The organism is Bradyrhizobium sp. 27S5 (genome assembly GCF_037217225.1).
In the GTDB taxonomy this organism is placed as follows: domain Bacteria; phylum Pseudomonadota; class Alphaproteobacteria; order Rhizobiales; family Xanthobacteraceae; genus Bradyrhizobium; species Bradyrhizobium septentrionale.
This window is the reverse complement of record NZ_CP147714.1, coordinates 2,449,554-2,461,744: the sequence shown is the minus strand read 5'-3', so window position 1 is coordinate 2,461,744 and position 12,191 is coordinate 2,449,554. Positions and strand designations below refer to the sequence as shown.

Sequence of the window (12,191 nt, the reverse complement as noted above, 5' to 3'; positions counted from 1 at the left end):
GCAAGCCGGCCCGAGGCCGGACCGCTCGGGCTTCCCCGACAACCCCAGGGTAAACGTAGATGCTTCCTCGATCCTTCAGATCCGCTCTCGTGCCGCTCGGCGCGTCCGTCCTGCTCGCCTTTGCCGCCGCTGCATACGCGCAAGACGCCCATCATCCGGACCAGACCGCGCAGTCGACTGAGGAGAGCGCCTTCCTCGCGGAAAACGATGCCGCGATGACCAAGATGATGAATGACATGGCCGCCAAGCCGACCGGCGATATCGATCGCGATTTCGTTGCGATGATGGCGCCGCATCATCAGGGCGCGATCGACATGGCCGTGATCGAGCTCCGCTACGGCAAGAACGAGCAACTGCGCCGGATCGCGCAGGAGATCATCGTCGAGCAGCAGCAGGAGATCGACGCCATGAAACTTGCGATCGGTGACCCGGTGACGGCATCCGCGCCCGCGCCGACACAACCGAGCCCGGCGCCCGCCGCGGCTCACGATCACATGAACATGTCCCACGGAATGAAGAACTAGGAGTTTTCGAACGATGAACCGTCAAGTCCTGAAGTGCCTGCTGGCCACGACCGTGCTGGCGATATCGACCTCCGCCTTCGCCGGACAGGCGCCGGGCGCGGCATCCTCGCCCGACATGGCGATCAGCCATCACGACCGCGTCTATGCCGCCGAGCAGTTCTCGAACACGGTGTCCGTCACCGATCCGGTCGACAACAAGCTGCTCGGCGTGATCCGGCTCGGCGATCCGCAGCCGGGCAATTTCAGCCCGCTCTACAAGGGCCAGGTGCTGGTGCACGGCATGGGCTACTCGCCCGACCACCAGACCCTCGCGGTGGTCTCGATCGGCTCCAACTCGGTGACCTTCATCGACACAGCAACCAACACGGTCAAGCACACCACTTACGTCGGGCGCTCGCCGCACGAGGCCTTCTTCACGCCCGACGGCAAGGAGGTCTGGGTCACCGTTCGCGGCGAAAACTACATCTCGGTGATCGACGCAAAGACGTTCAAGGAAACGATGCGGATCGAGGTGCCAGCCGGACCGGGCATGCAGATCTTCTCGCCGGACGGCAAGTACGGCTACATCTGCTCGTCGTTCAATCCGGAGACCGACGTGGTCTCGGTGGCCGATCACCAGATCGTGGCGAAGGTGAAGCAGGAAAGCCCGTTCTGCCCGAACATCGCGGCCACCCCGGATGGCGAGCAGGTGTGGTTCACGCTGAAGGATACCGGCAAGACGCAGGTGTTCAACGCCAAGCCGCCGTTCAATCCGATCAAGACCATCGACACCGGCCCGATCACCAATCACGTCAATTTCGCGAAGACCTCCAAAGGCACCTTCGCCTATGTGACCATCGGCGGCACCAACCAGGTCAAGGTGTTTCGAACCGACGACTTCTCGGAGGTCGCGACCATTCCCGTGGGCAATCTCCCGCATGGCGTCTGGCCGTCCGGCGACGGCACAAGGATCTATGTTGGTCTCGAGAATGCCGATGCGTTGGCCGCGATCGACACCGCGACCAACAAGGTGATCGCCAACATCCCGATCGGCCAGGCACCCCAGGCGATCGCCTATGTGCCGAACGCCGCGCCAAATCCGGATGACCGCCAGAACCTGCAGGCGCTCGGCATCGCCGGCCAGGCCGCCCACCTCGCACTCGCGCCGAAGAAGAACGCCAACGGCGACAAGCCGCCGACCAGCGTCTCGCTGTTCGATCAGGGGCTGATCCAGGTGCTGCAGGCATCGGTCACCGGGCTCGAACCCAAGCAGCGCTACGTGCTAGGATGGGCCGACCATGCCGATGGCATGGGATCGGTGGAGCCTCTGGCGGCCTTCATGACCAATCCCGCCGGCTCCGCCATCGTCAACGTCACGGGACCGATCCGCCAGATCGTGCAAAGCGCCGCCAAGGCCGAACGACGCTATCTCGTCATCACGTCAGGCGAACCGGCCAAGCTCGGCGCGGTCATCCAGGTGCAAACGCCATGAACGACATGCTGCGCCTGGTCGAGCCGCTGATACCCGCCTTGCGGCGGTATGCGCGGGCCCTGGTCCGCGATCACGCGGCGGCCGACGACCTGGTGCAGGACTGCCTCGAACGCGCCGTCATTCACTGGGAGCAGCGGCGGTCGGACAATCCGCGCCCGTGGCTGTTCGCGATCCTGCATAATCTCGCCATCAACCAGTTTCGCCGCGCAACGGGGCGCGGCGTCCATGTCGCGATCGACGAAACCAACGAGGACACATTCGGTCAGGAGGCGGAACAGGAGCATAAGGTGATGTATCGCGATGTCATGGCGAAGCTCGCGAGGCTTCCGCATGACCAGCGTGCAGTGCTGCTGCTCGTCGGCGTCGAGGACTTGTCCTATGCCGACGCCGCCAAGGTGCTGGGTGTGCCCATCGGCACGGTGATGTCGCGCCTGGCGCGCGCCCGCGAGCGGCTGCATCACGAGCTGGAGGGAACGTCAGGCCATCCGGAACATAATGTCGTGCAATTGCGGAACAGGACATGAGCAATCGACCCATTACCGAAGACGATCTGCACGCCTATGTGGATCGCGCGCTCGAACCGGAGCGCGAGGCCGAAGTCGGCGCCTATCTGGAGAAGCATCCTGATGTGGCCAGGCGAATAGAAGCCTACTCCGGTGAGCGTAACCTTTTGCGATCGGCATTGCTGCCGATTGCCGAGGAGCCGCTGCCGCCGCAGCTCAACCTCGCCAGGATGATCGAGAGCCGGCGCCGCCGTCCCTCGTCATGGCGCTGGGCCATCGCGGCCATGCTGATGATCTCGATCGGCGGCCTCGGCGGCTGGGTGATCCGTGGCGCGACACTGGCGCCAGCCGGCGGGATTGCAGCGCTCGCTGAGGAAGCGAGCGATTCCTACAAGGTGTACGCCTCCGATCGCACGCGGCCAGTCGAACTGCGCGACAGCGCCGAGCTTGTGCAATGGGTCTCCAACCGGTTGCGTCAGCCGGTCAAGCTGCCGGACCTGACGAAGTCGGGCTATCGCTTCATGGGCGGACGCGTGGTGCCGACCGCGCACGGCCCTGCGGCGATGTTCATGTATGACGACGATCGCGGCGACCGGCTTGTGGTCCTGACCCGTCCGATGACCTCAGACAAGAACGCACCGATGGCCCCGCATTCGGGCGGTGACGTCGCCGGCCTGTCCTGGGCTGACGATGGCACCGGCTATAGCCTCGTGGGGCCGCGCGGGCTCGATGCCTTGAAACCGCTTGCCGACGAAATCCGCAAGCAGGCGCAGACGATCTAAAGCGTTTTCGAGCGAAGTGGACGCCGGTTCGCGTGAAGAAAACGCGTCAAACAAAAACTGGAGCATCGGTTCTGATCCAATCAGGACCGATGCTCTAAGGTCTGGTGTAAACTAGGAACAACACGATCCCGATCACCAGCGCGCCCGCAATGAACAGCAGCACCGCCGGCAATCCGAACAGCGCCGCGACGCCGGCGGTGCTCGATTGCAGCAGCGCCGCGCCGAGGAAGAAGGCGAGATTGACCGACGACAGCGCCTTGCCGGTGTTCTGGGCGTCGACCAGTTGCCGCGTCATGCCGTAGATCAGCGGCTGCGCCGAGGTCGCGAGCCCGATCAGGATCAGCAGCACCAGATCATATTGCGACGGCATCACGGCAACGCCGAGCTGGTTGGAGAGCGGAAAATGCGGCGCGCCGGCCGCCATAAGCACGAGCAGCAGCGCGGCAACGGCATGCGTTGATGCCACCATGGCGCGGCGGTGCCCGAACTTGCGATCGAAGGCGCCGATGCAGGCCGGTCCAACGATCATCGCCAGCGTGAACAGGCCGAGCACATTGCCGGCCTCGATGCGGCTCAACCCCTTCACATCCATCAGCCACGGTCCGCCCCACAAGCCGCGCAGCACCAGCGAGGCGCCGAGCGAGACCAGCGATAACGCGATCAATCCGCGCAGGCCGCGCGACAGGCCGAGCCGCAGCACCTCGGCCATCTGCTGCAGCGGCGAGGAATCGTCCGCATGCGCTGCCGGCTGCCGCGGCACCAGCGCGAACACCGCGATCAGCACCGCAATGCCGAAACCGGCCGAAACCCAGAAGCCGGCGCGCCAGCCGAACTGATCGACCACGAAGGCCAGCGGGCTCGCCGACAACAGCATGCCGATATTGCCGATCGAGAGGATCAGGCCGGACCACAGGCCGAACTTCGCCGCCGACATCTGCTTGGCCGCAAGCGTCATCGGGCACATCAGCATGCCCGAGGTGGCGACGCCGAGCATCAGTTGCCCGAGCACGAAGCTCGCCGGTCCCATCGCAATCGCCGAGACCAGCGTTCCGACCACGGTACCGGCAAGCAGGCTGAGCGACACCGGCCGCACGCCAAAACGGTCCATCGCGGCGCCGACCGGGATTTGCGAGGCGGCAAAGGAGAAATGATAGATCGAGGTGAGGCTCGCCAGCGCCTGCGGCGAGGTGCCGAAATCCCGTGCCATCAGATCGAGGCTGATCGCCGGGATCGTGCGCAGCAGCGTCGACAGCATGTGGCCGGAGGCCAACGCCAGAAGCGCAAGAACCAGGGCGCGGAAACCGATCCCCGCCTCTTCCTTCGTCACCACGCCATCCACGAATCGCCTCTTCCCTGAGCGCTTTCGGGAGGGCGTAACATTATTGGATGCGAGGTGCCAACTTTAGAGGCAGTGCAACTTTACCTCTCCCGCTTGCGGGGAGGTCACATCGCATCGCCAGATGCGATGTGGGTGGGGGCTCTCTCCACCGAACGACTCGCGGAGAGAGCCCCCACCCCAACCCTCCCCCGCAAGCGGGAGAGGGAGCGCACCTAGCTCGCGGTTACACTTCGCCCTTACTGCTTATGGAACACCAGCGTGCGCAGCTCGATGCTCTCGCGCGGCGCGGCGTCCGCCGGCGTGGTCGGATCGACAAACGCCGTGTGAGGCCCAAAGCGGGTGCGGCCGTCGGTCGCCGAGTCGTAGCATTTGAGCAGGATCGCCTCGTCCGGCGTCATCTCGGGAATGTAGAACCAGCGATGGTTCGGATTGTACTTCACCGAATAGGTCTCGCCGCTGCGGTTCGGATAGATCAGGTCGGAGGCGATCAGATCCTCCGGCGCGACCGTGGTGCCGTCGGCCATCGCGAGCGGTGAATCGCGCAGCGGACCGCGGATCGGACGCCACAGATTGATCACCTGGACGCGGCCCTTGACGAGCTCGTTGGCTTCATTGGGCAGATGCTCGAAGACGCGGTTGCGGCCGGAGATGGCGGTCTGGTCGACATGGACGCGGGTCGCGGGCTGGCGCGGTCCGCCGCCGCGGATATCCGCCGCACCCTGGACGCGCTTGCGCACGGTGTGGTCGAAGATGAAGACGCGGTCCGCTTTCAGCGTCGCCTTCAGGAAGGCTTCGACGGCGGGGTAGTAGACGTTGCGGACTTCGTTGTCGTCGTAATAGTCCTTCACGCTGGTCGGATGCTTGACCAGCGCAAAGCCCTCGCGGTCGAGCGAGAAACTGTCGGCGATCAGGCGCCCGTCAAAGATCGGGACATTGTGGGCTTCGGGCAGCGCGGTGGATTTGGGCTCGCCGGGCGGCGGATCGAAAGCGTAGGTCCGGGGCTTGCCCGGCGTCGGCGCGAGATAGTTCAGTTCAGCGGTCACAAACGGCAGCGACTCGATGCGAGTTTGTTGAAGGCCCATGGTGATCTCCCGGACTCGATTGTTCGTGCTTTTGATCTTGGCAGCGCCGGTGGGTGCGGCAAGGCCGCGGCGAAAATAGCAATGTTGCGGTTTTGGAAGGCGCCGAACGGGGAAAATCCTTGTCGCAGCGCCGTCGGTCAACGAATGGACATTCTGGGATCACGGATTCGTTAACGGAGGTATCTGCTCACGGGAGTGAGCGCGCAGCGAAACGGCGGCAGGCATCTCACCACGTCGTCCTGAGATGCGAGCGTAGCGAGCCTCGAAGGATGCGTGGCCCCCGTCCGTGGCCGTCGACCCTTCGAGACGCCGCTTCGCGGCTCCTCAGGGTGACGGAACAGTCTGCATCGCGAATTGTGCGTGATCACCCGTACCGCCTGTGCGCGCGCTATAGCCCAGCGCCCTTCTCCACCGCCGCGGCGAAGGAGCGGTCGACGATGTCGGCGGCGTCGATCTTCTGCCGAATCAGGCCCCAGCGGTCGTAGAGATCGATGGTCTTCTGCTCGTCGGCCACCACGCCGTCGTCGATCGGCGCGATGCGGATCTTGGCCCGCGTCAGCCAGTTCAGCGGCACTGCGGGCGGAATGTTCATCAGCCTGCCCCAGGTCGCCGCGTACCCCTCGACATTGCTCTGCGACCAGGCGCGCGCGGCCGCCAGCCTGCGCACGAAATCCTCGAGCTGGGCGCGCTTGTCCTTGATCGCATCCGGCGTTGCGACCTGGAAGCCGAGGCCGGGCGTGATGCCGTCGGCCGTGATGACGCGGCGCGACTTGAACAGCACCTCCTCCTGGCTGACATAGGGCTCCCAGGTCGACCAGGCGTCGACCGAGCCCTGCGTGTAGGCGACCTTGGCGTCCGACGGTGCGAGGAACACGATCTGCACGTCGCTCGCCTGCCAGCCCTTGGATTCCAGCGCCGCCAGGATCAGCTGATGGCCGATCGAGCCGCGGCCGGTTGCGATCTTCTTGCCGCGCAGATCGTCAAAACTCTTGATCGCAGAATTCTCCGGCACCACGATCGCGAGCCCGTCGCGCGACTGCCTGACAGCCGCGATCGCCTTGACCGGAATTTTCGCGGCGGCGGCAAAGGTGAACGGCGCATCGCCGACCAGGCCGGTGTCGATCGCACCCGCCCCGAGCGCCTCCAGCAGCGGCGCCGCCGCGGCGAACTCCTTCCATTCGATCTTGTAGGGAACGTCCTTCAATACGCCGGCTGCTTCCATCACGGCCTGCGAATTGCCCTTCTGGTCGCCGACGCGCAGCGTGGTCTGCGCGAAGGCCGCGTCGATGGCGGCGAGCGCAAGCGCCGCCGCGACAATGAGACGGATCATTCGGCGGCGATCCCACGTTGCTGGTCGCGGGCTTCGATCAGCTTGCGGGTCAGCGGGATCAGCTCGCGGCCGTAGTCGATGGCATCGACCAGCGGATCGAAGCCGCGGATCAGGAAGTGGCTGACGCCGAGGTCGTAGTAGTCGCCGAACACCTCGGCGACCTGCTCGGGCGTGCCGACCAGCGCGGTGGTGTTGCTGTTCGCGCCGGTGAGCTTTGCGATCTCGGTCCACAGCCGCTTGTCGATGCGGGTGCCCTGATCGGCGAGCGCCAGCAGCCGCTTGGCGCCGTCGGTCGCGTGATTGGGGCGGCGATAACCGGTCTGGTCCTGCAGCGCGGTGGCGCGCTCGAGGATATGCTCCGCCTTCGCCCACGCCTTCTCTTCGGTGTCGGCCAGGATCGGCCGCACCGACAGGCTGAAGCGCGGCGTCGGCCGGCCGTGTTTCGCGGCGGCCGCACGCACCCGCGCGGTGACGTCGCGCACCTGGGCGTAGGATTCACCCCACAACGCGAAGGTATCGGCGTGCTTGCCGGCGACCTCGACCGCGGCGTCCGAGCCGCCGCCGACGAAGGTGTAGATGCCGCCCTTCTGCAACGGCTTCACCTGCGAGAAGCCGTTCTCGACGTTGTAGTACTTGCCGCTGTAGTTGAACGGCTTCTCGCTGGTCCATTCCAGCCGTACCACGTCGAGGAATTCGCTGGTACGGGCGTAGCGCTCGTCCTTGTCGTCGAGCGTGTTGCCGTCCTGGCGCAACTCGATGGCGTTGCCGCCGGTGATGACGTGCAGCGAGACGCGGCCGCCATAGAACTGGTCCAGCGTCGCGAGCTGGCGCGCCAGCAGCGTCGGCGCGGTGAAGCCCGGGCGCTGCGCGATCATCACCTTCAATTGCTTGGTGATGGTCAGGACATGCTGCGCGACCTGCAAGGCGTCCGGCGTCGTCGAGTGGAATGCCAGCAGCGCCCGATCGAAGCCGGCGAGCTCATGCGCCTTGGCGACGGTCTCGATATAGGGCGGATCGAGCACCGGGCCTGATCGGACGATGGTCTCAGAGGCATTGTTGTTGGTGATGAAGCCGATGAACTCGACCGGCATGACGTGGAACTCCGTTGTTGTTGGCTATTGTTTTCAGACGCCCAGCGCGAAGCGTCCGGCGGAGACACGGGTGGCATCGTCTTGCGGGGTATGGACGCGGCCGCACAGCACGTCACGGTAATGCCGCTCCAGCGGATTGGTTCGCGACAGGCCGTGATTGCTGGTCAGCGACAAGGCATCCTCCACCACTGCTGCGGCGTTATTGGTCACCGTCAGCTTGATGATGTTAGACTCGATCGCGGAGAGCTGGAAGCCGTTATCGAAATCGGCGGCAAAGCTGTCGATCAGGCGGGCATTGACCGCAAGCCGCGCCTCGATCCCGCCGACGACCTGCTGCATGCGCGGCAATGTCGCCAGCGGCGCGCCGAGATTGGCGGGCACCCGCTCCCTGAGGAATTTGACCAGCCAGTCGCGGGCCGCACGGGCGATGCCGTCATAGATCGCGGCGACGAAGATCGCGTGCACGGTCGCATGGGTGACGTCAGGAACCTTCCAGTCGTCGGGCTTGCGGACGTCGATCTCGTAATCCAGCGGAAACACCACGTCGTCGAAGATCACGGTGTGGCTGCCGCTGGCGCGCAAGCCGAGATGGTCCCAGGTTTCCTCGATCCACGTTCCCGGCAAACCGGCGGGAACCAGAAACAATCCGACACGGGTCTCGGCCTCGTCGGTCTTCGCCCAGACCGAATACCATTTCAGGATCGGCGCACCGGTCGAATAGATCTTGCGGCCGGTCAGCCGCCAGCCAGTTTCGGTGCGGCGCGCCGTCGTCGCCGGCAGGCCGCCGCGCGCGGGCGAGCCGAGCTCGGGCTCGACGCGCAACGCGTTGATCAGCGCCACGCCCTCGACCGTCTCCCTGGCGAGCTTGCGCGACAGCCGTCCCGGCCAGCGCGTGCTGCGCGCCATCACCAGATGCTGAATGTAATGCATCGACAGCACCAGCGCGGTCGACGGGTCGGCCTTGCCGATGATGCCGAGCACGCGGATGGCGTCGCGGGCGCCCGCCCCGCCGCCGCCGAGCGCCGCGGGCACGGTCAGCGCCAGCAGGCCTTCGCGCGAAAGGTCAACGAAATTCTCGAACGGGAAGCTGGCGTCACGATCATGCGCGGGCGCACGCGCGGCAAACACCTCGGCGAGCCGCAACGCGCGCGCGATATGCTCCGGCTCGTTCGGCGGCGGCAGCTCCTTGGCCGCTGTCACCATGTCGCCTCCAGCCCGAGCAGGCCGAGGATCTGCTTGCGCAGCTCGGCCAGATAAGGATCGCCGCGATGCCGCGGATACGGCCGAGCGACAGCGATATCGGCCTTGATCCGCGCCGGCCGGTCGGAAAGCACGATGACGCGGTTGGCGAGCACCAGCGCTTCCTCGACATCATGGGTGACCAGCAGCGTGGTAAAGCCCTTGCGCTGCCACAGCGCCACCAGTTCGGACTGCATCGCGATCCGCGTCAGCGAATCGAGCTTGCCGAGCGGCTCGTCGAGCACCAGGATCTTCGGATCGTTAACCAGCGCGCGTGCCAGCGCCACGCGCTGTGCCATCCCGCCGGAGAGCTGATGCGGATAGGCGTTGCGGAACGACGACAGGCCGACCAGCTCGATCACGGCATCGACCCGGTGCTGTTGCGCCTTCAGGATGCCCTGCGCCTCAAGTCCGAGCGCCACATTGTCCCAGACCGAGCGCCACGGAAACAGCGTCGGATCCTGGAACACGACGACGCGTGACGGATGCGGGCCGGTGATGCGAGCTTCATCCTCGCGCAGCGTGCCGCTGCGCGGCTTCTCGAGCCCTGCCACCAGCCGCAGCAAGGTCGACTTGCCGCAGCCCGACGGGCCGAGCAGCGCGACGAACTCGCCCGGCGCGATCGCGAGGTTGACATTGTCGAGCACGGGAAGCATCGCGCCATCGATGTCGAAGGCATGGCTGACGCTTTCGATGTCGAGCTCGGCGCCGACGGCGGGATAGGTGATCGCCTCGGCGGCGGATTGCACTACCATTTGACGACGCCCTTCTGCCAGACCAGCAGGCGATCACGGGTGCGGAACAACAGCGTGATCGCGCCGGAGCAGAGCAGCGACATCACGATCAGCGCGGCATACATGTTGGAATACGCCGCCCAGCCCTGCGCCCATTGCAGGTACCAGCCGAGCCCGGCCTTGACACCGATCATCTCGGCGACAACGAGCACGGCAAAGGACGAGCCGAGCCCCATGAACAGGCCGACGAACACGTGCGGCAGCGCCGCAGGGATCGCGACCTTCAGCACCAGGAACGACGGCTTGGCGCCGAGCGTGCGGGCGACGTCGTAATAGGCACTGCTGACGCTCGCCACGCCCGACCAGGTCAGCACCGTCACCGGGAAGCCTGTGGCAAGCGCGATCAGGAAGGTCGAGGCACTCCAGCTCGACGGGAAGGTGAAGAAGGCGATCGGCAGCCAGGCGGTGGCCGGCAGCGGGCCGATGAAGCGCAGCACCGGGTGCACCCAGTAGCCGATCCTCTCGGACCAACCGATCGAGACGCCGGTGATGAAGCCGACGGTCGCGCCGATGATGTAGCCGCCGAGCTGCAGCTTGATCGAGGCGAACACGCTATCGAGCAGTTTTGGCAGATCGTCGGTATAGACTTCCAGGATCGACTGCGGCGGCGGGAAGAACGGCAGCGGCAGCCAGGCGAATTTCGCGGTGGCGACCTCCCACAACGTCACGAATGCACCGAAGGCCACCAGCCAGGGCGCCCGCTTGCGCAGCGCCTGCCCGGCGCTGCCGAGATAATCGGCGGCAACGGTGCCGAACAGGATGAAGGCCGCGATGACGATGGCGCCGATGCCTAGCGACGAGGTCCGCGACCAGTCGCCGACATCCGGCCAATACAGGCACGACAGGCCGAAGGCGAGCCAGACGAGGCTCGCCGCGAGCCCGACGCCATAGCTGCCGGAGAGGTTTGAGAACGTGACCGCGGCGCGCGGCGCGGCCACGGCCGTCGCGTCAGACACTGAATACGTCGACATAGATCCGCTCCGCGAATTTGGCGGTGTCGGTGCTCTGCTTGAACACCTGCACCGATTTCAAATCGTCGGCGTAGCCCTTGAGCTCGCGCTTCAGCACCTCGCCGGTCGGGTGATGGTGATGGGTGTGGTAGCGCGCCATCGCCTCGAGATCGGCGAGGCTCGCCGCCTTCGGCGCGTAAGGCTGGAACGATTTTGCCGCCTTGTCCGGGTTCTGCGAGGTGAACATCGCGGCATCGAGCAGCGCCTGGGTAATGGCGCGCGCGACGTGAGGCTCTTCCCGTACCAAGCTGCCGCGCAGGCCGACGATGCAGCAGCTCTTGTCACGGTATTCGCCGTCGAGGTTGGAGGCGACCTCCTTGTACTGCGCGTCCTTCAGCCAGAGATAGGCCAGCGGGTCCGACGACAGGAAGGCCTGTACCTCGCCCTTCTCGACCGCGACATTGAGCAGATTGCCAGGATAGGCGCGCCAGTCGACATCCTTGACCGGGTCGATGCCGAGCTTGGAAAGCTGGATCGAGAAGAAGTTCTTGTCGGGCCCGGCGAGGTCGCCGACGGCGACGATCTTGCCCTTGAGATCGGCGAGCTTGTCGACGCCGGAACTGATGCGGGTCAGGACGCGCATGCAGCCGCCATGGGTGCCGGCGGCGATCTTGACGTCAAAGCCCTGCTCCAAGGGCTTCAGCCAGCGCAGCGCCATGCCGAGACCGGCGTCGCTCTTGCCGGTGGCGATCGCCTCCAGCAGCTGGTCGGTCGAGCCGGAATAGTTGACGAGCTCGACGTCGAGATTCTGCTTCTGAAAGAAGCCGTGGTCGATCGCGACCGGCAGCGGCGCGAGGCAGACCGCGCCGGCGTTCCAGGACAGCTTTAGCTTGCGCGGCGCGCCTGATAACGGCGGCGCATCGGAGGCGGTCTTGCAGATCGGGAATTCCGAGAAGTCGATCGCCGGCGTGATTGCCCGCGGCGCGAAGGCCTGCGCGCTATAGGCGCCGATCGGCGCGCCCCGTCGTTCGAAGCTCATGGTTTTAGAAAAAGCGGATTTCTCCGGCGCTATTGCACTCAAAGCAA

12 protein-coding genes are annotated in these 12,191 nt (G+C 65.4%); 4 read left to right on the top strand and 8 right to left on the bottom strand.

Annotated elements, in window-relative coordinates; all coding sequences use genetic code 11:
• Nucleotides 1-59: 59 nt before the first annotated feature.
• Genes WDM24_RS11605 through WDM24_RS11590 form a run of 4 tightly spaced genes read left to right on the top strand, consistent with a single transcriptional unit; the run spans nucleotide 60 to nucleotide 3,280 of the window.
• Nucleotides 60-524: a DUF305 domain-containing protein gene (locus WDM24_RS11605; protein WP_338831304.1), complete on the top strand. Its 465-nt coding sequence runs from the start codon at nucleotides 60-62 to the stop codon at nucleotides 522-524.
• Nucleotides 525-537: 13 nt separating this feature from the next.
• On the top strand, nucleotides 538-1,995 hold the full coding sequence (locus WDM24_RS11600) for a YncE family protein (RefSeq protein WP_338831303.1): 1,458 nt from the start codon (nucleotides 538-540) through the stop codon (nucleotides 1,993-1,995).
• Nucleotides 1,992-2,519 (top strand): RNA polymerase sigma factor, encoded by a 528-nt coding sequence (locus tag WDM24_RS11595; protein WP_166297971.1) that lies wholly within the window; start codon nucleotides 1,992-1,994, stop codon nucleotides 2,517-2,519. The genes WDM24_RS11600 and WDM24_RS11595 overlap by 4 nt, the downstream gene beginning before the upstream one ends.
• Nucleotides 2,516-3,280, top strand: a complete 765-nt coding sequence (locus WDM24_RS11590) for an anti-sigma factor (RefSeq protein ID WP_338831302.1) — start codon at nucleotides 2,516-2,518, stop codon at nucleotides 3,278-3,280. The genes WDM24_RS11595 and WDM24_RS11590 overlap by 4 nt, the downstream gene beginning before the upstream one ends.
• Nucleotides 3,281-3,374: 94 nt before the next feature.
• Here the strand turns inward: WDM24_RS11590 and WDM24_RS11585 are convergent, their stop codons facing one another.
• The 8 genes from WDM24_RS11585 to WDM24_RS11550 all read right to left on the bottom strand — a co-directional run bounded on the left by WDM24_RS11585 (nucleotide 3,375) and on the right by WDM24_RS11550 (nucleotide 12,144).
• Nucleotides 3,375-4,610: an MFS transporter gene (locus WDM24_RS11585; RefSeq protein WP_338832371.1), complete on the bottom strand. Its 1,236-nt coding sequence runs from the start codon at nucleotides 4,608-4,610 to the stop codon at nucleotides 3,375-3,377.
• Between the two features lie 245 nt (nucleotides 4,611-4,855).
• Nucleotides 4,856-5,701 carry a CmcJ/NvfI family oxidoreductase gene (locus tag WDM24_RS11580; RefSeq protein ID WP_338831301.1) on the bottom strand — a complete coding sequence of 282 codons (846 nt, stop codon included), beginning with the start codon at nucleotides 5,699-5,701 and terminating at the stop codon, nucleotides 4,856-4,858.
• A 388-nt stretch (nucleotides 5,702-6,089) separates the two neighbouring features.
• Nucleotides 6,090-7,031 (bottom strand): ABC transporter substrate-binding protein, encoded by a 942-nt coding sequence (locus WDM24_RS11575; protein WP_338831300.1) that lies wholly within the window; start codon nucleotides 7,029-7,031, stop codon nucleotides 6,090-6,092.
• Entirely contained in the window at nucleotides 7,028-8,122 is a 1,095-nt protein-coding gene (locus WDM24_RS11570; protein WP_338831299.1) for an LLM class flavin-dependent oxidoreductase, read from the bottom strand. Before WDM24_RS11570 ends, WDM24_RS11575 begins: the two co-directional genes overlap by 4 nt.
• Before the next feature lie 33 nt (nucleotides 8,123-8,155).
• A complete protein-coding gene (locus tag WDM24_RS11565; protein ID WP_338831298.1) occupies nucleotides 8,156-9,325 on the bottom strand; it encodes an acyl-CoA dehydrogenase family protein in 1,170 nt (389 codons plus the stop codon).
• Entirely contained in the window at nucleotides 9,319-10,116 is a 798-nt protein-coding gene (locus WDM24_RS11560) for an ABC transporter ATP-binding protein (RefSeq protein WP_338831297.1), read from the bottom strand. Before WDM24_RS11560 ends, WDM24_RS11565 begins: the two co-directional genes overlap by 7 nt.
• Nucleotides 10,110-11,126: an ABC transporter permease gene (locus WDM24_RS11555; RefSeq protein ID WP_338831295.1), complete on the bottom strand. Its 1,017-nt coding sequence runs from the start codon at nucleotides 11,124-11,126 to the stop codon at nucleotides 10,110-10,112. Before WDM24_RS11555 ends, WDM24_RS11560 begins: the two co-directional genes overlap by 7 nt.
• On the bottom strand, nucleotides 11,104-12,144 hold the full coding sequence (locus tag WDM24_RS11550; protein WP_338831294.1) for an ABC transporter substrate-binding protein: 1,041 nt from the start codon (nucleotides 12,142-12,144) through the stop codon (nucleotides 11,104-11,106). The genes WDM24_RS11555 and WDM24_RS11550 overlap by 23 nt, the downstream gene beginning before the upstream one ends.
• Between the last annotated feature and the right edge of the window lie 47 nt (nucleotides 12,145-12,191).